Here is a 25,708-nt window from a genome sequence, read left to right as displayed (position 1 = left end):
ATGATATGTTCAAAAACTATAAAAAAATTAAATAATCAATTACTTGGAGTTTATACTTGATTCTGCTTGTGCCGCTTGCGCTTGCAAGGCCTTTGCCGCCTGCAGTTGCGACTCAATCCGCGTTTTCCATTTGGCTTTCGGGGTCGCCAGTGAAACGGTTTTTTCCCAGAGCAAAATGGCCCCATCAAGGTCCCCGGCAAACAAACGCGCGAGCCCCACAAAATAATAAGGCGCAGGATAGTTAGGCCGAATTGCCCGCGCTTTGTCGAATGCCAATTGTGCGGGCGGGGACATTTGCCCCTCCGAACCTGTGGCCAATTGGTTGTTCGCGCCGCCAGCAACCGCGCGTACTTTTAAGGCGTTCACGCTGGCTTGGGTCAGTATGGCCCCCAAAGCGCAGGGGCTGAAGATATCTGCATCGACGGTCATGATCGCGTCGGCAGGAACGCTATTGCCGCCAAGTTCCGCCGCCAGATCGGCGGCCCGTTGCGCATCGACATCGGCCAATGTCAGCTTTGCCCCTTGCTGCGCCAAATAACGCGCCAGACCGCCGCCAACACTGCCTACGCCCTGAATAGCGACGTGAACGCCCGACATGCTATCGGTCCCAAGCGCATGCTTTGCCGCAGCCTCCACGCCCAGATATACACCACGCGCCGTATAAGGACCGGGATCGCCGCCTTGCTCCGGCAATCCGGCAACATGCGACGTGACCTTCGACAAGGACACCATGTCTGCTTCGGACATGCCGACATCCTGCGCTGTGATATATTGCCCGCCGAGCGAATCCACCGCGCGGGCAAATGCGTCGAGCATATCCTGCTTTTTGGTGCGCGCTGGGTTCGCAAGAATGACTGCTTTGCCACCACCGGCAGAAAGTCCCGCCATCGCGTTTTTGTAGCTCATGCCGCGCGACAGGCGCAGCGCATCTATAATCGCGGCCTGGGAATTGCCATAATGCCAAAAACGCGTTCCACCGGCTGCTGGCCCCAAGTAAGTAGAATGCACTGCGATAACGGCCCTTAGCCCAGTTGCCAGGTCGTCAAAGACGTGAACCGCCACATGCGAGTCAAAATCAGGCAGGTCCCAAATGGCGGGCATGATATATTTCCTTGTGCGAAAAATGGCCCTCGGGCGTTCGGAATCATATTACATTTTTGCGTAAAAATATTACGCAAAAATGTCACATAGATTTCGCAGTGGGTAAAATGGGGCGACCGAGGGGTCTTGAACCCCCGACCTCTGGTACCACAAACCAGCGCTCTAACCAACTGAGCTACGGTCGCCATAGCGCCACTGAGGCAGGCGCGATCCCGTTTTTCGGTCTAATCTTAGACCTGAAATATGTCATGTGCCGAGCCGAAGCCCGGCACATCGAATATCTTATTTCTTCAGGCTGAGGCCCCCAAAACGCTTGTTAAACTGGGCAACGCGGCCACCCGTGTCAAGCATACGGCCCGAACCGCCGGTCCATGCCGGGTGCGATGTCGGATCGATATCCAGAGCGAGGGTGTCACCTTCCTTGCCCCAAGTGGAGCGTGTTTCGAAGATGGTGCCATCGGTCATCTGCACCTTGATCATGTGATAATCGGGGTGAATGTCGGCTTTCATAGTTAAATCCTTTGTTCAGTCACCGGTTTCCGACCGGCAACCCTAAATTCGGAAGCGCCGCGCATAGCGGGGAGCGGACGCGATAGCAACATGGAAATATTGTAGAACCGGGGCGCGGCGGATTTACAACTCCGTACCATTCACGCTTATGCCTCATTAAGCAGCCGCCTCGGCAATCATCGCCATAAATTGGGCCTCAGCGGCGATTTGGTCGCCGACCATGGCACGTCCGGCAAATTTGCAAACGCGAGCACGTTTCTGCACAAATTCAACGTGCAAATGCAAAAGGCATCCCGGCTCAACTGGCGCGCGGAACTTGGCATTGTCGATCGACATGAAATACACAAGCTTGCCCGAACCAATCAACCCAAGGCTTTCCATCGCCAACACGCCAGCCGCTTGGGCCAATGCCTCGACAATCATAACACCCGGCATGATGGGTCTTCCCGGAAAGTGCCCCTGAAAAAACCCTTCATTCATGGTAACGGCCTTGACCGCGCATATCCGCTCGTCAACGACAAGCTCTTCTACGCGGTCAACCAAAAGCATGGGGTAGCGGTGCGGAAGCACCGCCATGACCCGGCGTACGTCATAATAACTGAAATCGCCCCCTGACATGCAGTCTAGCGGCTTTCAGGCTGCGCTGCTGGGTTTGCAGGCCGGGCTTGCGCGGCAGCGGCTTGTGCTTGCTGGGTCGCTGCGTTGATCAGTTGCTGGATCTGCTGATATAAGGCGCCAATCTGGCGCGACGGACGCCAGCCGGCGGGCGGCGTGATAGGCACGGATGGTACGGCCTTATCAAGCTCTGCTGTAATCGCAGCAGTTACGTCAACTGCTTCTGGTGCCCACACAAACGCATCGGGCGCAAGAATGACATTGATTTTCTTAGCGGTAATGACTGCCTGCTGTGCAGTGTCATACTTCAACGCAATCTGTTCGACGGCATAAAGCTGCGCAAGGAAGACTGGCTCTTGAAGCGTGTTCAGTTCCTTTTGCTTCGCATCAATTTGCGTCAGCAACGGGTTCTTTGCTTGAATGGCGACATCCAGCTCAGCCTGTGTCAGCTCCTTGTCCTTGTTGGTATCAAGCTGCGCATTCAGATTGTTAATCTCTACGCGCTTGGCTTGCAATTGCTGTGCCACGGTCGCGTATTGCTCACCAATTTGCTGATAGGCTGTGCCAAGCGCCTTTGAACGGGTGATTGCAACCGCTGTGTCAGCGGTAGCAATGCCTGCAACTTGGGCAGACGCTGGTGCCGAAATGGCAGCTACTGACAAAAATGCAACGACGAGAATGTTTTTACGAATTTTCATTAGAATTGCGTTCCTACGTTAAATGTAAATAATTTGGTATCGTCACCCGGCTGCGTGAGCAAAGCACGGGCGATATCAATCCTGAACGGACCAAAGGGTGAATTCCAGTTCACGCCAAAGCCAACCGACACGCGCGGCTTCCATGAGTCGCCGAGGAAGCGTTCTTCGAAACGCAGCACGGCAACCCGGGCCGAGCCATCAGCATTTATAGCCGTGGTGGATGTTTGAAGCAAGCCAGTGGAATCCACAACATAATATAGTGGCGCACCTTGCGTGCCGTCTGACAGCACTTCGCGCTGCGTTGCCGTCTGCAAAACAGGGCGGGTCACATCAAACACAGAACCCACATCGAGGAACAAGGAAGGACGTAAGCCAAGCTCTCTTGCTCCACTGCCCAGCGGAATTTGAAGTTCGGCACGGCCAAGATAATAGAAACGTCCGCCAATCGCATCGTCCTGGATCTGGTTACGATCAGTTAGCGGCGCATTCACGGCCAGTCCGTTTACAACCTGACCTTCGAAGAACACACGCTGCACACGTGGGCCGACACCGCGAATATCGAAACCCCGCATTTGTGGCTCACCCAGATAAAAACGATCGGTCAGACGGACATCGTCAATACCGTCGGCGGTGCTTCCGCGGTTTTCCAACGGGTGGATATACCCACCTTCGAAAGATAATCCGAAAATGAAGTTGCCAAAAGGCTTCCAAAATTTATCAGCGTTAATCCGCGTTTTAACATATTTGACGTCACCACCAAGCCCGGCAAAATCCTGACTTACACTGAAGCTTTGGCCGCGTGTCGGGCGAATGCGGTTGTCGCGATCATCATAAAGCAATGTGTACCCAATGGACGATGTCAGCCGCTTACCAATGGCATCGCACAAGAAACGTCCGGCGATGAGTGGGTCGCATGACCGTTCAAGCGGCCCTGCTCCATCCGGGTCAGAGAAGAAGGTGTTCTCATCAAGCGAAACATCATCTTGACTCAACCCGTAGCGCGCCTGAAAATAAACAAACTCATTAACGGGCACACCAACGCGCACTTGCAGACCTGTTGTGGCTTGCTGATAGGTCGTGTTGCGCTCGTTGTTGAAGTAGTTGAAGCTGTTTACATCGCGGCGGAAAATGTCGCCCGATACAGCAATCGAACGATCAAACAAATAGGGCTCGGTAAAGCCGATTTCCGCTGATTTGGAATAAGACGAATAAGAAATGTTCGTCCGCAGTTCTTGCCCCAAGCCGCGGAAGTTCCTTTGCCTGATCGAACCTTGGAAAATGAAGTTTTCAACCGACGAAAATCCGGCCGACAGTGACAATTCGCCCGTCGGTTTTTCTTCGACATTTGTGCTTAGAATGATGCGGTCGGGCGCACTGCCCTGCGCCTGTTCGACTTCAAGGTCTTCCTGAAAATAGCCAAGCGATTTGATACGATCTGCGGTCCGCTTGACTTGAATACTGTTAAACGCGTCCCCTTCATTCAGGCGGAATTCGCGGCGGACAACCTTATCATGCGTCAGCGTGTTGCCGTTAATGTCAATCCGTTCCACAAACACGCGCGGAGATTCCGCCACGTTGAACGTAATGCCCATTGTCAGCGTTTCTTTATCCCGCTGAAAATCAGGGTTTACGTCGGCAAAGGCATAACCAAATAAACCTGCGGTTTCCGACAGGCTCTCGACGGTATCCTCAACCATTTTGGCGTCATACCAGTCGCCTTTTTTCATGCGCAAAGTCGTCGTTAGGCGCTCTGAATCAAAATCGCGGATTTGGCTTTCTACCTTAACGTCGCCAAATTTGTACCGGTCCCCTTCTTCCACCACATAAGTGATGATGAAGTCCTGCTTATCAGGCGTCAGTTCGGCGACTGCGGAAACCACGCGGAAATCGGCATAGCCCTGTGTCAGGTAAAATTGACGCAGCTTTTGCTGGTCAAAAGCTAAGCGGTCCGGATCATAGCTGGTGCCGGAGCTGAAAAACTTGTAAAACCGGGCTTGTTTCGTGACCATTTCGCCACGCAGCTGGCCATCGGAGAACTTGTCGTTGCCGATGATGTTGATCTGCCGAACCTTGGACTTGGGCCCTTCGGTAATTTCGAAAACAATGTCTACGCGGTTTTGGTCGAGCTGAACCAATTTAGGCTCAACAACCGCCGCAAAGCGCCCCTGACGCTTGTACAGCTCAATGATGCGCGCAACATCGGCGCGCACTTTGGATCGCGAATAAATCTGGCGCGGGGCAAGTTTGATTTCTGGTTCAATTTTGTCATTCTTGATGCGCTTGTTGCCTTCAAGAATGATGCGGTTCACCACTGGGTTTTCGCGCACCTCAATAACAACCGCGCCGGCGTTATTGCGGACAGCAACATCCGCGAACAATTCGGTCGCATATAGGTCCTTCAACGCTTGGTCACCTGTTACCTGCGTCCATGGCTGCCCCGCGCGTAAGCGAATATATGATCGAACTGTATCGGCTTCGAGTCGTTGCGTGCCAACGACAGTGATCGATTGAATGGTGTCAACAGGGGCGTCTACCACAGGCTGCGCAGCGGGCGTCGCCGGCGCAGTCTGTGCCAAAGCGGGAGTCATCGTGCCCGTCGCGGCAAGCGCCGTCGAACCCATCAAATACATGCCAAAGTTTTTGAAGTTGCCGCGAGGTCTACTTTTCATTGTCATCCGATCTGATGTGCGCCCCCACCGGGCGTTGGCATATTGCCGCTAAAATAGTTTTGCGTCTCTGCCCGATGCAGCGCGCGCAATCAAGTATGCAATGCCCTCAACCGCCTCCGAAAAGACCGAAAGACGCAAGGTCATTGAAAGTTACCATTATCATAAATGCCGCGAGCATCGCAAATCCTGCACGAAAGGCCCACTCCTGCACTACCGGCGTGGCTGGGCGCCGACGCACTGCTTCCACGGCGTAGAGCAACAAATGCCCTCCATCCAGCATCGGGATTGGCAGGAGATTGATGAACCCCAAGTTAATCGAAATAAGCGCTGCAAGGCTGATGAATGTTAAAATGCCAAGACTCATGGCTTCGCCTGAAACTTTTGCGATTTTCAACGGCCCGCCCAGTTCGGAAATGGGACGTCGACCAGAGATAATCTGACCAAGGCCAATCACTTGCTGCCGCAAGATATTTCCGGTTTGAACAACTGCAGCCCACGGCGCCTCAAGCAGGCCCACTTCGCGGGCTTCCAATTTGCCAGCACCTATGCCGAGCCGGCCAATGCGGTATTCATTACCGAAACGATCAACTTCGATAGCCGCAGCGACCGTGGCTTCCTTGACCATGTTCGCACCGTCGCGTTCGATTTCGATCACGACCTGCTCGTTGGGGATCATCACAATTTCGTTCGCCATTTCGTTGAACGTCTTGATGGTCCGGCCATTCAAAGTGAGGATGCGGTCTCCTTCCATCAGGCCCGCCACCGCAGCCGCGCTATTGGGCTGCACAACGTCAATTACCGGCGGAGTCACTGATTTCCCAAACGCCAACAGGAAACCCATCGCGATAAGGATGGCCAAGATGAAATTCACCGCTGGCCCGGCAAACACAATCAACGCACGTTGCCACAAGGTTTTGGACTGGAACGTCTGGTTGCGCTCCTCTTCTGGTAATTGTTTCCAGCCTTCGTCGGCTTGGCTGGCGGGATTCATGTCGCCTGCAAATTGGACAAAGCCGCCCAAAGGCAGCAAGCCGATGCGCCACAAGGTGCCACGTTTGTCGACCCTGCCCCAGATCTCCGGACCAAAGCCGATCGAGAATTTCTCGGCCTTCACGCCGAACCAACGCCCCACGGCATAATGACCCAGTTCGTGCACGACAACCAAACTGCCGATCAGCGTTATAAACGCAAGAGCAGTCACGATGATATTTGGCGATTCCATTGGCATTAGCTGACCTTTTGTATGAGCGTCTGCGCATAACGGCGCGCGGCTGCATCTATGCTGAACAAGTCATCGATGCAGGCTGGCAGATTGTTCGGTGCGTAACCGCACAGCGTATCTTCCACCAAAGCGGCGATATCGAGAAAACCGATTTGGCCATTTAAGAACGCCGTCACCGCGACTTCGTTGGCCGCGTTCATGATTGCCGGCTTTGCGCCGCCTTCGGATATGGCCGCGCGGGCAAGGCGCAACGCCGGAAAGCGCGCGATGTCCGGTTGCTCAAACGTCAACTGCCCAATATTCGCTAAATCCAGCGGCTTGCAGGTCGTAGCAATCCGCTCCGGCCATGCCAGCGCGCTCGCTATTGGAATGCGCATATCTGGCGATCCAAGCTGCGCTAAAGTCGAACAATCGACATATTCGACCATCGAATGGATGACCGATTGTGGATGCACAAGTATATCGATTTTATCCAAGCCCACCGGAAACAAATGATAGGCCTCAATCAGTTCAAGGCCCTTGTTCATCATGGTCGCGGAATCAATACTGATCTTCGCGCCCATGTCCCAATTGGGGTGCGCCACGGCCTGCGCTGGCGTTACGCCCCGCATCTCCTCAAGCGAAAAAGAGCGCAACGGCCCGCCGCTCGCGGTGAGCGTAATTTTACGTACTTGGTCAATCTTGCCGCCGGCAAGGCACTGGAATATCGCATTATGTTCGCTGTCGACTGGCAACAAAGCTGCGCCCGACCGGCGCACCGCGGCCATCATCAATGCGCCTGCGGAAACCAAGGCCTCCTTGTTGGCCAAAGCGATGGTCTTGCCAGCCTCGATTACAGCCATCGTAGAGGGCAATCCAGCACAGCCGACGATAGACGCCATTGTCCAATCGGCATTGCGCCTGGCGGCCTCCACAAGCGCTTGGGCGCCTGCTGCGGCTTCTATACTCGTCCCTGCCAATGCGTCCTTGAGATCGGCATAGGCCGTTTCATCTGCAACGACCGCCAGTTCGGCATCAAAATCCCGGGCCAACTGCGCTATGGCAGCCGCATTGCCGTTCGCGGTTAGCGCGACAACGCGATATTGGCTGCGATGTTGGCGAATGAGATCCAGTGTCGACAGCCCGACCGAACCTGTTGCGCCAAAGATGGAAACGCTGCGGGTCACAGGATCAGCAACCTGCCACATTTTGAAACAGCGTGATGACACCGGCGGCAAAAGCGACCGCAATAAGGCCGTCTGTCCGGTCAAATAACCCGCCATGGCCCGGTATCAATCGGCCGGAGTCTTTCACCCCTGCCCGCCGCTTCATCCAGCTTTCGAAGAAATCCCCCATTTGCGCGACCAACGCAAGCGCGGCCCCCGTCAGCATGAGGCCCGCCCAGCCATATGCAAGATAGGCATCACCATCGCCAGCATTTCCACCTCTAAAGGCGTAGATGCCTGCTTGAATGACAACCATCATAAGGCCCGCGCCAATAATGCCGCCAAAAAGACCAGACCATGTTTTGGACGGGCTAATTCGTGGCGAGATCTTGGCTCCGCCGATGCTTCGTCCCGCAAAATACGCGCCGATATCCGTACCAATGACACCTGCGATCAACAGAATTGCAGGTGTCATGCCGAAGAAAGGCGCGCTGAACAGTATCAAAGTGAAACATGCCAAGCCGACATAGGTCAGGCCGCCCAATAGCCAAAATATCCGCGCCTGCGGACTGTGCGCGAAACCGAGCACCAATTTGGTAAATTCAAAAAAAACACAAAGGCCTACAGCAATAACGAGGCCGATAAAGACATAGCCGCCCAGCCAGATCGCAATTATCGCAACCGACATCATGGCAACGCTGGACAATGTCCGTATGCCCAAATCCGATCGGGGTTTCAGCAGCGGCGCGACCTTATCGTTCATCGACCACCATAGCGCCGTTCCCGCCGCGCAAATTCGTTTAGGGCGGCAGCGAGTTCGTCTTTGTTGAAATCCGGCCATAAGGTTTCCGTAAACCACAATTCGGCATACGCCGCCTGCCACAGCATGAAATTGGACAGCCGTTGCTCCCCTGATGTGCGGATGAGCAAATCCAGCGGCGGCAAATCGGCTGTATCGAGATTGGCCTCAAGGCTCGCCGCATTAATTTCGCCCTGCGCAGCAGCAGCACGGGCCGCGCGGACCATTTCATCTTGCGCGCCATAATTCAGTGCGACCGCCAACGTCGTTCGGCTGTTCTTCGACGTCCGCGCGATGGATTCCTCAAGCATGTCCACAATATCTGGCGCTAATGCTTTATAATTTCCAATAATTTTAAGCCGCACGTTATTAGCGGCGAATTCATCAAGGTCAGATTTGATAAAATCGCGCATAAGGCCCATGAGATCACTGATCTCATCCTCGGGCCGTTTCCAATTCTCGCTGGAGAAGGCGTATAGGCTCAAGGTTTCAAGCCCGAGATCCCCCGCCGCACGGACAATGTTCCGGACTGTCTCGACACCGCGCTTATGCCCCATTGCCCGCGGTAACATCCGCTTTTTCGCCCAGCGCCCATTGCCATCCATGATGATCGCGACGTGGCGCGGCATTTTGCCCGTTCCTGCGGCAATGCGCTCTTGAGCTTCAGCGACAGCCATCACTTACCTAAACCCAATGAAGTTAAAGGGCTGGCCAAAATCACTGGCTCAGGATTTCCTTTTCCTTGTGCGCTGCCGCGTCATCGACCGCCTTGATCATTTCATCGGTCATTTTCTGGACTTCAGTTTCCAACCTTTTGCGGTCATCTTCACTGATTTCCTTGTTGTTCTCATCGGTCTTTAGCCCGTCGTTGGCATCGCGGCGCACGTTGCGAATCGCAATTTTTGCTTTTTCTGCATATTGGCCCGCCAGCTTTGCAAGCTCCTTGCGGCGTTCTTCGGTAAGGTCGGGAATAGGCAGACGCAGCGTTTGGCCATCGGTAATCGGGTTTAGGCCCAAGCCTGCCGAACGAATGGCCTTTTCCACTGGCGTCACATTTGACCGGTCCCATACCTGCACCGACAGCAAACGCGGCTCTGGCGCGCTGACGGTTGCAACTTGGCTCAACGGCATGTGTGATCCGTAAACTTCAACCACCACAGGATCAAGCAAGGTCACATTGGCGCGGCCCGTACGCAAGCCCGAAAGATCGCTTTTGAATGAATCCACGGCGCCCTTCATACGGCGCTCTACATCGGTTTTGTCATATTGCGGCATGGATCAATTTCCTTCGCTTGTTACCACAGTTGAAGTGCCGCTTCCGTCAAGCACTTTCAATATATTGCCCTGCTCCCGGATGGAGAAGACCACGATTGGAATATTGTTGTCACGGCACAAAGATACCGCGCTGGCATCCATAACCTTTAGATTATCTGCTAAGACACGATCATAGCTTAATGTTTCGTAACGTTTTGCTGTTGAGACCTTTTTGGGATCAGCATCATAAACACCATCAACCGAGGTCCCTTTAAACAAGGCATCGCACCGCATTTCGGCCGCGCGCAGCGCAGCCCCGCTATCGGTTGTAAAGAACGGCGCGCCAACGCCTGCGGCGAAAATGACAATGCGCCCTTTTTCCAAATGCCGTTCGGCACGGCGGCGAATGACCGGCTCGCAGACCTTGTCCATCTCAATCGCAGATTGGACCCGGGTCGGCACGCCAAGCTGTTCCAGCGCGTTTTGCATCGCGAGGGCGTTCATGACGGTGGCGAGCATTCCCACATAGTCGGCCTGCGCGCGATCCATGCCCTTGGCCGCGCCGGACATCCCACGGAAAATATTTCCTCCGCCGATGACCAGGCACAATTGGAGGCCAGTATCCTGCGCCGCCTTTACCTCTTCGGCCACGCGCGCGACCGTGGCAGGGTCAATGCCATAGGCTTGGTCGCCCATAAGCACTTCCCCTGATAATTTCAGCAGAATGCGACGATAGCCGTGCGCGCCCATAATGTCCCTCATTCTGATACGATAATGGCGCCCAGCTATAGGAGCCGCGCGCCACATCGCCAAGTGTCAATAACGTAGCTAGAAACCTAGCGAGATAACAAACTTTTGTCACCCCCGGCTTATTCGGGGGTGACCTAGTATGTCATTGCTCGGTTTAGCCTCCGACCGCAGCAGCCACTTCAGCCGCAAAGTCGGACACTTCCTTTTCGATGCCTTCACCAAGCTGGAAGCGGGTATAATCCTTCAGCACGATGGGTTTGCCAGCTTCTTTAGCAGCGGCGGCAACAACATCGGAAATCGGGGTCTTGCCGTCCATCACAAATGGCTGGCTCAACAAGGCATTTTCTTTCGCAAACTTCTTCACTGCGCCTTCAACCATCTTTTCGACGATATCAGCAGGCTTGCCGCTTTCCGATGCCTTTTCACGGGCAATGCCGCGCTCACGCTCAAGCGTTTCAGCGTCAAGACCCGTTTCGTCCAGCGACAGCGGGAATGCAGCGGCGATGTGCATCGCCAGTTGCTTGCCAAGGCCATCTAGCGTCGCCGCGTCCGCTTCGCTCTCAAGCGCCACAAGAACGCCGATGCCGCCCATGCCAGGCGCCGCAGCGTTATGGACATAAGAAACAACGCGGCCATTGGTGACCGATAGCGATTTGACGCGGCGGATGACCTGGTTTTCACCGATGGTTGCAATGTTGTTGGTCAAACGTTCCTGAACGGTTTCGCTATCGCTATAAGGCGCGGCCAAAACGGCTTCGGCTTCGTTGGCAGATAGGCCAAGAGCAACTTGGCTAACGGCAGCAACAAATTCCTGGAACTGTTCGTTTTTCGCAACAAAGTCGGTCTGGCTGTTAACTTCGATTGCCGTACCCTTGGTGCCTTCTACAGCAACGCCGACAAGACCTTCGGCTGCGGTACGGCTGGATTTCTTGGCAGCGGTTGCAAGGCCCTTGGCGCGCAGCAAGTCAACGGCGGCTTCGATATCGCCATTGGTTTCTTCAAGCGCCTTTTTGGCGTCCATCATGCCCGCGCCGGAAAGCTCACGCAGTTCCTTAACGGCTGAAGCGGTAATTGCAGACATATATTTGTCCTTTCGAAATGTGGTTAGCGAGAGGCAGGAACCCCTCACCGCTCTAAACAGTGTCACCCCCGACTTGATCGGGTGTCCATGGTCCGCCCAATCAGTTTACACCGACAAGTCAGACCATGGATTCCCGCTTATGCGGGAATGACAAAGAAATGTTACGCTTCTGCGGCAGGGGCTTCGGCTGGAGCAACTTCAGCAACAGGCGCTGCTTCTTCGGCTACTGGTGCAGCTTCTGCGGCAGGCCCTGCTTCTTCAACTACTGGCGCAGCCTCTTCGGCTACTAGCGCAGCTTCTTCAACCAAGGCTGGTTCAGCCGCTGGCTCAACTTCCGCACCAAGGTCAATGCCCTTGGCAACCTTAGCGTTTACATTGCCCTTCGTTGCCGCAGTGGCAATGGCGTCGCAATACAAACGAATGGCGCGTGCAGCGTCATCATTTGCAGGAACGGGGAATGCAATGCCGTCAGGCGATACGTTTGAATCGAGTATCGCGATCACTGGAATACCCAAAACATTGGCTTCCTTGATAGCGAGCTCTTCCTTGTTGGCGTCAATAACGAACATGACCTCAGGAATACCGCCCATGTCGCGAATACCGCCAAGGCTCATGTCAAGCTTGTCGCGCTCGCGGGTCATTTGAAGGATTTCCTTCTTCGTGAAACCGTGCGTATCGCCCGAAAGCTGCTCTTCAAGCGTCTTGAGCTTCTTGATCGAGTTTGAAATGGTCTTCCAGTTGGTGAGCATGCCGCCCAACCAGCGATGGTTGACGAAATGCTGACCCGATGCGCGGGCTGCATCGGCAATGGGGCCTTGCGCCTGACGCTTCGTGCCAACGAACAATACCTTGCCGCCAGACGAAACGCTCTGGGCAACGAAATCTAGCGCACGTGCGAACAAGGGCACGGACTGCGACAAATCGAGAATGTGGATGCCGTTGCGCGCGCCGAAGATATACGGCTTCATACGCGGATTCCAACGGTGTGTTTGGTGGCCGAAATGGGCCCCAGCTTCAAGCAATTGCTGCATGGTAACGACAGGTGCCGCCATGGTACTTCTCCTTCCGGTTGAGCCTCTGGGAAACTAGAACTTCACTATTGCCTGAAAGGCATAGATCAGCACCGGTATGTGCGTTTCCCATGTGGAATGAGAGGGCGGTTACCGTTGATGGCTAGATTCGTCAAGCACCAATGCTTTTTACCAAAATGCAAAACCCGCGGTGACGGCATTAAAAAGCGGTTCAGGTCGATGTGCATAGGGCGATGGGATGGACGAGAAAGCAACATGAAAATGCAATAAACCGTCATCGCTGCTCTTGTGCTGGGGGTAACGCCCATGTCGGCCTTTGCATATGAACCTTCGTTGGGCGACGCGCAACAGTCAGCACCACCCGAACGCGTGTCCTTTCTCATAACCTTTGGTACTGAGCCATGCCCAAAGGCGGAAGGCGACGAAATCATTGTCTGCGCAGCGCAACCCGAAGGTGACCGCTACCGTATTCCAAAACCACTACGCGCAGAAGGCAAGCCGGACGTGGCGGGCGGAAGCTGGACCGCAGCGGTCGAAAGCCTTGATGCCTATGCGCGCGCCATTTTACCAAATAGCTGATCGGTGAATGGTTCCAATGGTTTCACCGGATGCCTGCAACAAGCACTTCAAAAATGGCAAGCGGAACGCCAGGGAACCGGCATCACACATTAAACTTTGGCTATTGGCAGCTTTGCCCTTTGCCAGAGTTATCCACTATTCATCCACCATTTTATCCAGCGTTGTTCCGGTTGCGTAATGCCGCTTGACAAGTTAGAACAAATAAAGAACAATGGCAGAAATACGGTGTTAAACCGAATCAGCACGCCGCCCAATTCAGGGCGAGAATCAAAAAGGATTATTGCCATGACTATCATTGCTTCCCTTCTTTTCCTCACTGCGCTGGGTGCATCCATTGGCGTAATCATGCTGACAATTCGCAACGCCTTGCCGCGCATTCATGAAGTTATCGATATGGAATTTGCGCCAGCAATGCAGCGGGAGCGCCGGATCATTCTGGGCGATATGCGGCGCTTGGCACCTGCTGAGATCATCGCTTTTCCAGCTACGTCCCGCCCGCAAAGCGGCAACCGCTTGGCGGCTTAACAACCATTGGTGGGCATCGTCCCCCTTCAATCCACATCGCTATCAAAATCGACCTAGAGTCAGGCATGATTGTGCTTCACCTATAACGAATTTGCGCATAATATGCGCCCTTTGGTGACAGAATGTGTCGCCTTCGCTCCGTAATACAAAAAAGGGCGGGTGCTTTCGCCCCGCCCTTTTTAACAATTTCTTGGCGTGTGTCTTAGTTGACAGCGTCCTTGAGCGCCTTGCCAGCTTTGAACTTTGGCTGAGTCGATGCCTTAATCGTCATTGGCTCACCGGTGCGTGGGTTACGGCCGGTTGATGCCTTGCGCTTTGCAACGCCAAAAGTACCGAAACCAACGAGACGCACTTCGCCGCCGCTTTTCAGCGCGCCAGTAATCGCTTCAAATGTTGCTTCAACGGCTTTGCCGGCATCGGCCTTAGTCAAACCGCTAGCGTCGGCAACTGCACTGACGAGATCTTGCTTGTTCATAAAGGAACCCCCTCTTTAACTATGTTAAACTCAAATATTGCTAAGTTGAGTCGCGACCTAGGCCGGTGCGCGGATAATGAGGAGATTACCAACACTGTCAAAGGAATAACGACCTAAAACCGTCATTTTTTGTAAAAAACTTCGCCTTTTACATAACAAATATAAATTAGGATATATTCATAAGCATAACTAAATGCAGAACCCGCAAGATCAGTGTGTCACCGCCACCCCATTGTCCCCGCCGTTACCCGCTGGCAAAGCCGCAGCCAGATCATCGGCCTCGGTCCACTCAACGGCGACCAATGGCGCCACAAGCGCACGCGCCAGAACTTGGTCGACATGGCTGACTGGAATGATTTCCAGACCATTTTTAATATTTGCCGGAATATCTGCGAGGCCCTTCTCATTCTCTTGTGGGATGAGAACTGTTTTGATCCCGCCGCGCAGGGCCGCCAACAATTTTTCCTTCAAGCCGCCAATGGGGAGCACCCGGCCGCGCAAGGTCACTTCGCCAGTCATCGCCACATCTCGGTGCACCGCAATACCCGTGAGCGTCGACACGATGCACGTGACCATGCCGATACCGGCGGAGGGGCCATCCTTTGGCACTGCGCCTTCGGGAAGGTGAATGTGCACATCCTTGCGGGCAAACAGGCTGGGCTTGATGCCATAGCTCGGCGCACGCGCCTTTACATAGCTCAAGGCGGCCTGAATGGATTCGCTCATCACCTCGCCCAACTTACCCGTGGTTTTGATCTGCCCCTTACCGGGCACCGTAACCGCTTCGATCGTAAGCAATTCGCCGCCAACTTCTGTCCAGGCAAGGCCCGTAACGGCGCCAATCTGGTTTTCTTGCTCGCCCATGTCATGGCGATATTTGCGGACACCCGCAAAATCCGACAGATTTTCCGGCGTGATGGCAATGCTTTTGTCTTTGCCTTCCAAAATGCGGCGCAGCGCCTTGCGCGCAAGCTTTGCAATTTCGCGCTCCAAAGTCCGCACGCCCGCTTCGCGTGTGTAGTAACGGACGACGTCCCGCATGGCGTCGTCGCTGATGCAAAACTCATCAGGCTTCAAGCCATGGGCTGCGATTTGCTTTTCGATCAAATGCCGCTTGGCGATCTCAAGCTTCTCGTCTTCGGTATAGCCTTCAAGACGGATGATTTCCATCCGGTCCAACAAGGCGCGCGGTAAGTTGAGGCTGTTTGCAGTCGTCACAAACATGACGTCCGAAAGATCAAGGTCGATTTCCAGATAATGGTCGTTGAACTTATTGTTCTGTTCCGGGTCAAGCACTTCCAGCAAGGCCGACGCGGGGTCGCCGCGGAAATCCTGTCCAAGCTTGTCGATTTCGTCGAGCAGGAACAACGGGTTCATCGTGCCTGCCTTTTTCAAGTTTGCCGCAACCTTGCCGGGCATCGAACCGATATAGGTGCGACGATGACCGCGAATTTCCGCTTCGTCGCGCACACCGCCCAAGGATTGGCGGATGAATTCACGGCCCGTTGCCTTGGCAATCGATTTACCTAGCGATGTCTTGCCGACGCCGGGAGGACCAACGAGGCACAATATTGGCCCTTTCAGCTTGTTCGTCCGGGCTTGTACCGCAAGATATTCGATGATCCGGTCCTTCACCTTTTCCAGCGCAAAATGGTCGGCATCGAGCACGTCCTGCGCCTTTGCGATATCCCGCTTCAGCTTTGACTTCTTGCCCCATGGAATACCAAGTAACGTGTCGAGATAATTACGAATCACGGTCGCTTCTGCTGACATAGGCGCCATACCACGCAGCTTTTTCAATTCCGCATTGGCCTTCGCCTTTGCTTCCTTGGACAGCTTCATCGTATCGATCTTGGATTGAAGCTCGGCAATCTCGTCGCCGCCTTCGCCATCATCATTGCCAAGCTCGCGCTGAATGGCCTTCATCTGCTCATTCAGATAATATTCGCGCTGAGTCTTCTCCATCTGGCGCTTCACGCGGCCACGAATTTTCTTCTCCACCTGCAAAACGCCAAGCTCGCCCTCCATGAAGGCAAAGGCCATCTCAAGGCGGCGCAGTGGATTGGATTCGACCAACAAGGACTGCTTCTCGGCCACTTTCAATTGCATGTTCGCCGCCACCGCATCTGCAAGCGCAGAGGGTGTTTTAATCTCAGTCAGCTGCACCGCCGTTTCGGTGGGCATTTTCTTATTCAGCTTCGAATAATTCTCAAATTGCTCAGTAACCGACCGCATTAACGCAGTGGCCTCCGGACCTTCGACATTCTGTTCGGTGATTAGGCTGATACTGGCTTCGACATGATCGTTACCGCGCTCCAGCAAGTCGCGCAATTCGGCGCGCTGCTTGCCCTCAACCAGCACGCGCACGGTGCCATCGGGCAGTTTCAACAATTGCATGATAGTGGCAGTTACCCCGATATTATACAGATCATCCTTGTCAGGATCATCCTCGGCAGGGTCAAGCTGGGCCACCAGAAAAATTTCTTTGTTGGCGGCCATCGCCTTTTCGAGTGCAACCACCGATTTGTCGCGACCGACAAACAAAGGCACAATCATGCCAGGAAAAACAACGATATCGCGTAACGGCAATAATGGAAGGTTCAGGTCCATAGATACTCCAATTGGCGATCACCCAAAATGGTGCCCCGCCGGTTCTCCCTCAATATGAGCGCTTTGCACGCGCTTTCAATGCATGTGCTTCGGTAGAGCGCATTTAATTGGGGAAAAGCCATATCGGAATGCGGCATCAAAGCCGTTCTGTTTATTAAAACGGCAGTTTGAACCCGGGCGGCAATGCCATGCCGCTGGACATCTTGCTCATTTCTGCGTTGCTGGCGGCATCCGCTTTTTCGCGGGCATCGTTTAGGGCTGCTGTGATCAGGTCTTCCAACATGCCCTTGTCCGCTGGCACGATCAGGCTGTCATCCAGCGCAACGTTCAAAATGCGGCCCTTTGCGGTCGCGCGGACTTTAACGAGACCGCCTCCAGAGACGCCTTCAACTTGAATAACGTCGAGCGTCGCCTGCGCTTGTTCCATCTGCTGTTGGATGTTTTGGGCGGCTTCCTGCGCGGCCTTGATCATCTCTTCCATGCTTTTCATCCGCTCTTGCTCCATTTCATGTCATTTTCGTCGCTGTCGAGTAGCTCCGCCTCTGGAAACGCTGCAAAAGCAGCTTTGACCAAAGGTGACTCCAATATTATATGTTTATCAACTTCGGCTGCGGCTTGCTCTTGCTCCAACAGGCTTGGCTGCGCTTCGCCTGCGCGTTCTTCTAGGTTCCATCGGATGCCAGTGACCTTGGCCAGGGCATCCCGCAATTCGGCCATAAAGGTCGGCGCAACGGGCCCGGACAACTGGTACGCCAGGAAAGGCGGCGCATAATCCACAAGGCGAATTACATCGCGCATGGTCATTTCAAGGCTGACAAAACCATCGCGCGATAATCGTTCCAGCAGGGCATTGAAATCCGCTGGCATCAATGACTGCACATTGGCCGGTGGTGGAACATCGCGCGCAGTGAGCGCCGAAGCTGGCGGAGGCGCCGTGAACGCCCCTTCGCCAATCATCTTGGCCAACTCCCCGGGATCAGGCAGCGTTGCGGCGTGGACCACACGCAGCAGTGCCATGTCCGCCGCATCAAGCGGGATTGCTGCGCGGGTGACCTCTTCCTGCCCCTTTAGCAACAACTGCCAAAGGCGGTGCAAAACAGGGAAGGATAGACGATCGGCATGATCCTCGACTACAGAAGCAGCCTCGGCATCCAAAGCCCCATCACGCGGCGCGCCAACCTTTGCGAGCGTGAGCCGATGGACCTCGGACAAAAGCCCGGCAAACATCGCCAGCGGTTCAACGCCCAAATTATACTGGTTCTTCGCCTCCGCCAACATCGCCTGCGCATCGCCGGTAAGTATCAGCCCGAACAGACGGCGAATTGCGCCCCGGTCGGAAAGCCCCAACATGTCGCGCACCTGCGCGGCGGTTACCTTTCCGTCGCCCTCCATATCGGCATGGGCAATGGCTTGGTCGAGGATCGAGAGGCCATCGCGCACTGACCCTTCGGCCGCTTGCGCAATGAGGGTCAGTGCCTCCACCTCAGCCGCAACGGATTCTTTGGCGGCTATTTCGGCAAAGTGCGCCGAAAGCTTCTCGGTCGAAATCCGCTTCAAATCAAAACGCTGGCACCGCGACAATACGGTGATTGGAACCTTGTTTACTTCAGTAGTCGCGAACAGGAACTTCACATGGCCCGGCGGTTCTTCAAGCGTCTTCAACAGCGCATTGAACGCGTTTTTCGACAGCATGTGCACTTCGTCGATAATGTAAATTTTATAGCGCGCGGATACCCCAGAATAGCGCACTGCCTCAATAATCTCACGCACATCGTCAACGCCGGTGTGGCTTGCGGCATCCATTTCGATGACGTCGATATGGCGACCTTCGGCAATAGCAACGCAAGGCTCGCAATGGCCGCACGGGTAAATGGTTGGCCCGCCCTGCCCGTCAGTGCCAATGCAGTTCAGCGCCTTGGCAATCAGCCGCGCCGTCGATGTCTTGCCCACCCCGCGCACGCCAGTCATCAGGAACGCGTGCGCCAGCCGGTCACGCTTAATGGCGTTGCCAAGCGTCTGCACCATGGCATCCTGCCCGATAAGCTCGGAAAAAGTCTGTGGCCGGTATTTGCGTGCCAGAACGCGGTAGGCCGCGCCGCCGGTTGGGACAGGCGCAGGGGGCGGTGGGGCCACTGGCGACAGAGCGGCTAGTGGCAAATCCAACCCCAGCCCCAATGCGTCATCGGGCATATCCGGGTCGCGCATTGCGAAATCTGGGCTGTCGGAGTCGGGCATTATCATCATATTAGAAGCATCACCGACCTTTGTCGAAGTCTTCTCCACCTAAACACGGGGAAAAGTAGGAGCCGAATGACCCGCAGCGAATTCGTTGTGGCTGCTTCCGTCAGGACCTGACCAGATTGGCGAGTGCCACGTCCATCCGACTCCCACGCCGCATATGGCCGCGACCTTATCGAATTGCAAGACCGGCTGTCGGTTTTGGCACGTGCCGCAATGCCGCCGAATATCCCGCGCGCGCTTTTCCATTGAAGCTTGCCAAAGACGGTATAGGCAAAATGGCGGATTACATTGTTCCTGATCCTAATCTTTCAGCCCCCATTCAATTTTCCCATGCTATTTTTATCCAATTGGGTAAATTGCAACAAAATCTCAGGACATAAAATTGGCACGTAAATTTCTCTATATCTTCGCAGCGCTTATCATCCTTGTCATTGCAGGTGGCATTGTCATTCGTATTTACGAAAGCGAGCTGACTGAGCTTGCTTTTGTTCCGACGGCCAAGTTTGAACCGCAACCGGCCTTTGAACCCAGCAAATATGCGGGCAACGATATGTGGTTTGCGCGTCCCGGCAAGGCAGGCAATCCTGCGGACTGGTTGCCGATGGGTGCAGCGAAGCCGGAAATACGCGGTTCTGCTGCGATATTTTTTGTGCATCCCACTTCCTATATCGGCCGGGATTATTGGAACGCGCCCCTGCATGATGCAGAATCGCAAGACCGCGCGCGGATGTTCCTGCGCGGCCTTGCGTCACCGCTCGCCAGCGCAGGCGAGATGTGGGCACCACGTTACCGGCAAGCAGCAATTGGCGCGTTTCTGACCAATAAGCCAGAGGGCCAGCAAGCGCTGAATGCCGCGTATCAAGATGTGCTCTTGGCCTTTGATGAATTTGCGGCAACGGTCCAAAAAGACCGCCCGATCATATTGGCCGGGCATAGCCAAGGCGCGCTGCACCTCACAAATTTGCTGAAGGACCGCGTGGTGGGCAAGCCATTCGCCAAACGCATTGTCGCCGTCTATGCCGCTGGTTGGCCGATATCGATAACCGCTGATTTACCAAAACTGGGCTTCCCTGCTTGCACGGGGCCCGATGACACCGGCTGCATCATGGCGTGGCAAAGCTTTGCCGAGCCGGCCGAATATGACCGGATCGTCAAAGCCTATAACGCCACAACCGGATTAGACGGCAGGCCGCGCAAGGACACGCCGATTTTATGCACCAACCCGCTAAATGGCGGAGCGGAGCCTGCTGCGTTGATGGAGGCGAATCTGGGCACGTTAAAGCCCGATGATGAATTGAAAACTGGCGAATTGATTGTTGGTGCGGTGCCGGCCCGATGCGATGGCAAGGGGTTCCTGCTGATTGGCGATCCGCCAGAGATTGGCTCTTATGTCCTGCCCGGCAACAATTACCATGTGTATGATTTCCCCTTATTTTGGGCCAATGTTCGGGCGGATGCGACACGGCGTTTGCAGAAATATCTGCAGAAATGATTTTTGAATCGGTTGCCAGATTCCGCGATCAACTGCCTGACGGCGGGGTTTTAATTGGGTTAGATGTCGGCAGCAAAACCATTGGCACGGCGTTTTGTGATGCTGGCTGGACCTTCGCCTCGCCAGCTGACCTCATCAAACGCGCCAAGTTTACCAAGGATAAATTCGAATTGCAGGCCGCAATCGCGACGCGGCCAACGCGCGGCATTGTGATTGGCTTGCCGTTAAACATGGATGGCAGCGAAAGCCCGCGGAGCCAGTCCAGCCGCGCCTTTGCAAAAAATATCGAAGATCTGGGCCTTCCGATTTTGCTGCGTGACGAACGTTGGTCGACTCAAGCCGTCGAACGCGACATGATCGCCGCCGACATGAGCCGCGCCAAACGCGCCGAAAAAATCGACAGCGGCGCTGCAGCGTTCATCCTGCAAGGCGCGATTGATGCGCTGACAAGTGGGTGATGTTGTTATAAAAGGCACTGTTACGCGCCATAATTTCTCCCACTTCCCTTAAATCACCCCGTCACCCTGAACTTGGTTCAGGGTTTATCGCGCAGCAAGCCCAGAGCTAGAAAAGCTAAATGGACCCTGAAACAAGTTCAGGGTGACGGATAATTTTTGTAGAACCGCGCTGCACGGCGCGCCCAAGCCCCCAACCTGACAAATCATTTGAGTCTCACCCAAATCCCTATTAAGGACCTCGCTTTAATGACATGGACAAAACCCTTCGCAGCCGACAGCTTTCCAAGCGGGTCGGATGCCTTTCCGCAAAAGCATTTGCTTGGCATCGCCGGACTTCAGACCTGGGAAATTCTCTACATCCTTAAAGAGGCGGAGCAATGGGTTGCGCTAAACCGCTCTGGCGCTGCGAAACACGTTGATACGCTTTCCGGCCTAACAATCATCAACGCCTTTTTTGAAAATTCAACGCGCACTTTGTTATCGTTCGAAATAGCTGGAAAGCGGCTCGGCGCGGACGTTGTCAATATGCACGCGGCGCAGTCGAGCGTGAAAAAGGGCGAAACCCTTATCGACACGGCAATGACGCTCAACGCCATGCGCGCGGACGCCATTGTGATTCGCCACGGCAGTTCTGGCGCGGTGCAGCTCATATCCGGCAAAGTCGACTGTCCCGTGATGAATGCAGGTGACGGTAGCCACGAGCACCCGACTCAAGCCTTGCTTGATGCGCTGACCATCATGCGCCGCAAGGGCAAGGTTGAAGGTCAAACCGTGGTCATTTGCGGCGACGTTCTGCACAGCCGGGTGGCAAGATCCAATCTGTTTTGCCTTAAATCGCTGGGCGCAGAGGTGCGCGTGGTTGCCCCCCCTGCCCTTATGCCAAGCGGGATTGAAGGCTTTGGCGCCGTTCCCTTTAGCAATTTCGATGCCGCATTGAACGGGGCCGATGTGATTATGATGCTTCGTCTGCAAAGCGAACGGATGCAGGGCGATTTCATCCCATCGCCGCGTGAATATTTCCATTTATATGGCCTCGACGAACGACGGTTGGCGTTGGCCAAGCCCGACGCGCTTGTCATGCACCCCGGCCCCATGAACCGAGGCGTGGAAATTGCCAGCAGCATCGCTGATCATGTTGATCGCTCGGCCATTACTGAGCAGGTAGAAATGGGCGTTGCGGTGCGGATGGCTTGCCTCGACATATTGACTCGCAAGGCCCGTGGTCAGGAGGGGTGGGCATGACCAGTGTGAACATCATTCACGGCCATATCATCCTGCCCGGCGCGGATAAGGCAGAACCATTGCATCTGCATATCGAGGACGGCAAAATTGCCTCGGTTGGCAAGGCAGCCACGATTGCCGAACATATCGACGCGAGCGGGTTTATCGTTGCGCCGGGCATAATTGATTTGGGTGTTTTCAAAACCGACAAACCTGCGTTCAGATTTGGCGGCATAACCCGTGCGGCATTGATGCCCGATCAGTCGCCTGTGCATGACGATCCAGCAACCGTCCGCTTTGCCGCGTTGAAGGGTAAGCCCGATTTGTGGGTTCACCCCCTTGCCGCCGCAACTCAAGGCCTTGATGGGCTTCGTATGGCGGAAATTGCGCTGATGAAAGAGGCCGGAGCACTGGGTGTGGCGACTGGCCGCAAATGGATATCCGACAGCGGCGTCATGCTCCGCATTATGCATTATTGCGCAGCTTTAGACCTTCCCGTCATCCTGCATAATGAAGATTCAGGGGTAACCGGCCATGCCGTAGCAACGGCCGGCGAAACCGCCACTTTGCTTGGCCTTTCAAGCGCGCCAATCATTGCCGAAACACTCGCTATCGCCCGCGACCTGATGTTGGCGGAAGAAAGCGGCGCGCATGCGCATTTCCGGCAAGTCACCACCGCACGCGGCCTTGACCTGATCCGTGCGGCAAAGACAAAGGGCCTGCGCGTTACGTGCGGAATCACGCCAGCGCATATTTTCCTTTCAGACAACGCCATTTCGGATTTCCGCACCTTTGCGCGGCTTTCACCGCCATTGCGGTCCGAAAGCGACCGGCTGGCATGCATCGCGGCACTTGCCGATGGCACGATTGACGTCATCGCATCAGGCCATGACCCGCGCGGGCCAGAAGACAAGCGCCTGCCTTTTTCCGAGAGCGAACCCGGCATGGCGGGGGCAGAAACATTGCTAGCGCTAGCGCTGAACCTCGTGCGCGATAATGTGATATCAACTGGCCGCATGTTTGAACTGCTCGCGTCAAACCCAGCAAAGATATTAGGATTAAACGCAGGCCAAATTGTAGAAGGGCAAGAGGCCGACTTGATCTTGATCGACCCTGATGCGCCGTGGCAAGTCGATGGTGACCGCATGGCCGCGTTGGCAGGCAACACACCCTTTGACCGCTTGCCCGTTCAGGGCCGCGTTCGGCAGATGTTAAAGGGCGGCAAGGTTATTTAGGGTTAGGCAGATATTGCTTGGCATTCCCTCTACATCATCGCCGACGCTTTCAAACGGGTTCTAAGCCCCCATCAGTCACCTTGCGATAAAAACAGCTTCTTGCGCCGGTATGGCAGGTCGGACCTTGCGGCCGGGCTATGATCCATATGGCGTCTTGATCGCAGTCGATGCGCATTTCAACGATATGCAAGACATTGCCGCTGCTTTCGCCCTTTTGCCAAAGCCGCTGGCGGCTGCGCGAGAAAAATGTGGCACGGCGGCTTTCGATACTTTGCGCAAGCGCCTCTGCGTTCATATGCCCCACCATCAACACTGTGCCGTCGGCTTCATCCGTGATTACGGCAGTCACCAATCCATTGGCGTCATATTTGGGGTCAAGCGTCCATCCGCTTTCTCGTTCGTCGGTCATGCTGGCTGCGTAACCCAACCATCTTCGCCCCGCCAACATTTTCTTTGTGATAATCACACGACAAGGGGGAGACAATTGTAACGGCCATGCCTATAGGCGACGCAGCGAAGCGTAGCGGGATTTGATATATGCTGACCACGGACCCTTTTGATGACGACAAACTTCGCGAGGAGTGCGGGATTTTCGGTGTCTACGATACAGAAGGCGCTTCTGCTATGGTGGCGCTTGGCCTCCATGCCCTGCAACATCGCGGGCAAGAGGCAGCAGGCATCACCAGCTTTGATGATCATGATTTCCACACGCACCGCGCAATGGGCCATGTCGCGGGCAATTTTGACCGTGAAGAAATCATTGGCGGCTTGGTTGGACGATGCGCCATTGGCCATGTGCGCTATTCCACCACTGGCGAAACATCATTGCGCAATGTGCAGCCTTTATATGCCGATCTTGCCACAGGTGGCTTTGCTATTGCGCATAATGGCAATATCTCGAACGCGATGACCGTGCGCCGTGACCTTGTGCGTCGTGGGTCGATTTTCCAGTCCACATCGGACACCGAAGTAATCATCCATCTGGTCGCGACCTCCGGCTACCGGACGTTGCTTGATCGTTTGATTGACGCGTTGAAGCGCGTTGAGGGCGCCTATTCGCTCCTGTGCCTGACGACAGAGGGCATGATTGCCTGCCGCGACCCGTTGGGCATTCGGCCATTGGTCATGGGCAAGCTTGGTGACACCATCATCTTTGCATCGGAAACCGTCGCGCTTGATATTGTGGGCGCAGAATATATCCGGTCAGTCGAGCCCGGCGAATTGGTTGTGGTGCGTGGAACGGAAATCCAGTCGCACAAGCCGTTCATTCCAATTTCGCAACGGCCCTGCATTTTTGAGCATGTCTATTTCTCACGACCCGACTCTATCGTCGAAGGCATCAGCGTATATTCAGTGCGCAAGGCGATTGGCGCTGAACTGGCGCGTGAAAATGGCGTTGATGTCGATTATGTCATTCCAGTGCCCGATAGCGGCACGCCAGCGGCCATCGGTTATGCCGAAGCTGCAAAAATCCCGTTTGAACTGGGCATCATCCGTTCGCATTATGTCGGCCGCACCTTCATTCAACCTGGCGACGGCGTCCGCCATTTGGGGGTGAAGTTAAAGCATAATGCAAATAGAAACTTGGTTGCCGGCAAACGCATCGTCCTGATCGACGATTCCATCGTCCGTGGCACAACTTCGCTCAAAATCGTGCAGATGATGCGCGAAGCAGGCGCTGCTGAAGTGCATATGCGCATTGCAAGCCCGCCAACAATGAACAGCTGCTTTTACGGCGTGGATACGCCCGAACGCTCCAAGCTGCTCGCCAGCCGCATGGATGTCGAAGAAATGCGACAGTTTATTCAGGCGGACAGCCTTGCCTTCCTGTCGATCGACGGCCTCTATCGCGCGCTTGGCGAAGATTCGCGCCATGCGGACAGACCGCAATATTGCGACGCGTGCTTCACGGGCGATTATCCCACCACCCTGACCGACCATGAAGAGCATGAGGCAAGTGACCTCATGATGCTTGGCGGCCAAAAACGGGTATAAGC

The 25,708-nt window shown here is 54.8% G+C and carries 25 protein-coding genes, 1 tRNA gene and 1 other RNA gene; 7 read left to right on the top strand and 20 right to left on the bottom strand.

Annotated features, from left to right (window positions below; translation table 11 throughout):
* Window positions 1-39 precede the first annotated feature (39 nt).
* The 14 genes from Q0N43_RS05695 to rpsB form a co-directional block, all read right to left on the bottom strand.
* On the bottom strand, window positions 40-1,101 hold the full coding sequence (locus Q0N43_RS05695) for a Glu/Leu/Phe/Val dehydrogenase dimerization domain-containing protein (protein ID WP_295443772.1): 1,062 nt from the start codon (window positions 1,099-1,101) through the stop codon (window positions 40-42).
* A 108-nt stretch (window positions 1,102-1,209) separates the two neighbouring features.
* Window positions 1,210-1,286 (bottom strand) — tRNA-His (locus Q0N43_RS05690).
* A 97-nt stretch (window positions 1,287-1,383) separates the two neighbouring features.
* Complete coding sequence (gene rpmE, locus Q0N43_RS05685) at window positions 1,384-1,611, bottom strand: 50S ribosomal protein L31 (RefSeq protein WP_295443769.1); 228 nt, start codon at window positions 1,609-1,611, stop codon at window positions 1,384-1,386.
* A 156-nt stretch (window positions 1,612-1,767) separates the two neighbouring features.
* Entirely contained in the window at window positions 1,768-2,229 is a 462-nt protein-coding gene (gene fabZ, locus Q0N43_RS05680; protein ID WP_295443766.1) for a 3-hydroxyacyl-ACP dehydratase FabZ, read from the bottom strand.
* Window positions 2,230-2,234: 5 nt separating this feature from the next.
* Window positions 2,235-2,924: an OmpH family outer membrane protein gene (locus tag Q0N43_RS05675; RefSeq protein WP_295443763.1), complete on the bottom strand. Its 690-nt coding sequence runs from the start codon at window positions 2,922-2,924 to the stop codon at window positions 2,235-2,237.
* On the bottom strand, window positions 2,924-5,554 hold the full coding sequence (gene bamA / locus Q0N43_RS05670; RefSeq protein ID WP_295443826.1) for an outer membrane protein assembly factor BamA: 2,631 nt from the start codon (window positions 5,552-5,554) through the stop codon (window positions 2,924-2,926). The genes Q0N43_RS05675 and bamA overlap by 1 nt, the downstream gene beginning before the upstream one ends.
* A 145-nt stretch (window positions 5,555-5,699) precedes the next feature.
* Entirely contained in the window at window positions 5,700-6,815 is a 1,116-nt protein-coding gene (gene rseP / locus Q0N43_RS05665) for an RIP metalloprotease RseP (protein ID WP_295443760.1), read from the bottom strand.
* Between the two features lie 5 nt (window positions 6,816-6,820).
* Window positions 6,821-8,002 carry a 1-deoxy-D-xylulose-5-phosphate reductoisomerase gene (locus tag Q0N43_RS05660; protein ID WP_295443757.1) on the bottom strand — a complete coding sequence of 394 codons (1,182 nt, stop codon included), beginning with the start codon at window positions 8,000-8,002 and terminating at the stop codon, window positions 6,821-6,823.
* Window positions 7,986-8,723, bottom strand: a complete 738-nt coding sequence (locus Q0N43_RS05655) for a phosphatidate cytidylyltransferase (protein WP_295443754.1) — start codon at window positions 8,721-8,723, stop codon at window positions 7,986-7,988. Before Q0N43_RS05655 ends, Q0N43_RS05660 begins: the two co-directional genes overlap by 17 nt.
* Window positions 8,720-9,436, bottom strand: coding sequence for a polyprenyl diphosphate synthase (uppS, locus tag Q0N43_RS05650; RefSeq protein ID WP_295443751.1), 717 nt, complete (start codon window positions 9,434-9,436; stop codon window positions 8,720-8,722). The genes Q0N43_RS05655 and uppS overlap by 4 nt, the downstream gene beginning before the upstream one ends.
* 40 nt (window positions 9,437-9,476) lie before the next feature.
* Window positions 9,477-10,034, bottom strand: a complete 558-nt coding sequence (gene frr / locus Q0N43_RS05645; protein WP_295443748.1) for a ribosome recycling factor — start codon at window positions 10,032-10,034, stop codon at window positions 9,477-9,479.
* 3 nt (window positions 10,035-10,037) lie between these two features.
* Window positions 10,038-10,763: a UMP kinase gene (pyrH, locus tag Q0N43_RS05640; RefSeq protein WP_295443823.1), complete on the bottom strand. Its 726-nt coding sequence runs from the start codon at window positions 10,761-10,763 to the stop codon at window positions 10,038-10,040.
* Between the two features lie 154 nt (window positions 10,764-10,917).
* Window positions 10,918-11,844 carry a translation elongation factor Ts gene (tsf, locus tag Q0N43_RS05635; protein WP_295443746.1) on the bottom strand — a complete coding sequence of 309 codons (927 nt, stop codon included), beginning with the start codon at window positions 11,842-11,844 and terminating at the stop codon, window positions 10,918-10,920.
* Window positions 11,845-12,005: 161 nt separating this feature from the next.
* Window positions 12,006-12,896 (bottom strand): 30S ribosomal protein S2, encoded by an 891-nt coding sequence (rpsB, locus tag Q0N43_RS05630; protein WP_295443743.1) that lies wholly within the window; start codon window positions 12,894-12,896, stop codon window positions 12,006-12,008.
* 285 nt (window positions 12,897-13,181) lie between these two features.
* On the opposite strand from rpsB, the gene Q0N43_RS05625 reads away from it, so the two are divergent.
* Window positions 13,182-13,454, top strand: coding sequence for a hypothetical protein (locus tag Q0N43_RS05625; protein WP_295443741.1), 273 nt, complete (start codon window positions 13,182-13,184; stop codon window positions 13,452-13,454).
* 285 nt (window positions 13,455-13,739) lie between these two features.
* Window positions 13,740-13,979 carry a hypothetical protein gene (locus tag Q0N43_RS05620; protein WP_295443739.1) on the top strand — a complete coding sequence of 80 codons (240 nt, stop codon included), beginning with the start codon at window positions 13,740-13,742 and terminating at the stop codon, window positions 13,977-13,979.
* Window positions 13,980-14,181: 202 nt separating this feature from the next.
* On the opposite strand, the gene Q0N43_RS05615 is transcribed toward Q0N43_RS05620, so the two are convergent.
* The 5 genes from Q0N43_RS05615 to ffs form a co-directional block, all read right to left on the bottom strand.
* Window positions 14,182-14,454, bottom strand: a complete 273-nt coding sequence (locus Q0N43_RS05615; RefSeq protein WP_295443736.1) for an HU family DNA-binding protein — start codon at window positions 14,452-14,454, stop codon at window positions 14,182-14,184.
* A 210-nt stretch (window positions 14,455-14,664) separates the two neighbouring features.
* Window positions 14,665-17,064, bottom strand: a complete 2,400-nt coding sequence (gene lon / locus Q0N43_RS05610; protein ID WP_295443733.1) for an endopeptidase La — start codon at window positions 17,062-17,064, stop codon at window positions 14,665-14,667.
* A gap of 154 nt (window positions 17,065-17,218) precedes the next feature.
* The gene (locus tag Q0N43_RS05605; RefSeq protein WP_295443730.1) at window positions 17,219-17,554 is read right to left on the bottom strand and encodes a YbaB/EbfC family nucleoid-associated protein; all 336 of its coding nucleotides are present in this window, start codon (window positions 17,552-17,554) and stop codon (window positions 17,219-17,221) included.
* Window positions 17,551-19,299, bottom strand: coding sequence for a DNA polymerase III subunit gamma/tau (locus Q0N43_RS05600; protein ID WP_295443727.1), 1,749 nt, complete (start codon window positions 19,297-19,299; stop codon window positions 17,551-17,553). The genes Q0N43_RS05605 and Q0N43_RS05600 overlap by 4 nt, the downstream gene beginning before the upstream one ends.
* A gap of 61 nt (window positions 19,300-19,360) precedes the next feature.
* An RNA gene (ffs, locus tag Q0N43_RS05595) (signal recognition particle sRNA small type) lies at window positions 19,361-19,455 on the bottom strand.
* 232 nt (window positions 19,456-19,687) lie between these two features.
* Between ffs and Q0N43_RS05590 the strand changes: the two genes are divergently transcribed.
* From Q0N43_RS05590 to Q0N43_RS05575, 4 genes are all read left to right on the top strand, one after another.
* Window positions 19,688-20,797 carry a DUF3089 domain-containing protein gene (locus tag Q0N43_RS05590; protein ID WP_295443724.1) on the top strand — a complete coding sequence of 370 codons (1,110 nt, stop codon included), beginning with the start codon at window positions 19,688-19,690 and terminating at the stop codon, window positions 20,795-20,797.
* Window positions 20,794-21,255, top strand: coding sequence for a Holliday junction resolvase RuvX (gene ruvX / locus Q0N43_RS05585; protein WP_295443721.1), 462 nt, complete (start codon window positions 20,794-20,796; stop codon window positions 21,253-21,255). The genes Q0N43_RS05590 and ruvX overlap by 4 nt, the downstream gene beginning before the upstream one ends.
* Window positions 21,256-21,501: 246 nt before the next feature.
* Window positions 21,502-22,497 (top strand): aspartate carbamoyltransferase catalytic subunit, encoded by a 996-nt coding sequence (locus tag Q0N43_RS05580; RefSeq protein WP_295443718.1) that lies wholly within the window; start codon window positions 21,502-21,504, stop codon window positions 22,495-22,497.
* Window positions 22,494-23,711, top strand: a complete 1,218-nt coding sequence (locus tag Q0N43_RS05575; protein WP_295443715.1) for a dihydroorotase family protein — start codon at window positions 22,494-22,496, stop codon at window positions 23,709-23,711. Before Q0N43_RS05580 ends, Q0N43_RS05575 begins: the two co-directional genes overlap by 4 nt.
* Window positions 23,712-23,760: 49 nt before the next feature.
* On the opposite strand, the gene hisI is transcribed toward Q0N43_RS05575, so the two are convergent.
* A complete protein-coding gene (gene hisI, locus Q0N43_RS05570; RefSeq protein WP_295443712.1) occupies window positions 23,761-24,120 on the bottom strand; it encodes a phosphoribosyl-AMP cyclohydrolase in 360 nt (119 codons plus the stop codon).
* Window positions 24,121-24,248: 128 nt separating this feature from the next.
* Between hisI and purF the strand changes: the two genes are divergently transcribed.
* On the top strand, window positions 24,249-25,706 hold the full coding sequence (purF, locus tag Q0N43_RS05565; RefSeq protein ID WP_295443709.1) for an amidophosphoribosyltransferase: 1,458 nt from the start codon (window positions 24,249-24,251) through the stop codon (window positions 25,704-25,706).
* Window positions 25,707-25,708: the final 2 nt, after the last annotated feature.

Source organism: Sphingorhabdus sp. EL138, from assembly GCF_945882965.1.
Classification (GTDB): domain Bacteria; phylum Pseudomonadota; class Alphaproteobacteria; order Sphingomonadales; family Sphingomonadaceae; genus Sphingorhabdus_B.
The sequence above is the reverse complement of the archived record's forward strand: the minus strand, read 5'-3'. Positions and strand labels throughout refer to the sequence as shown.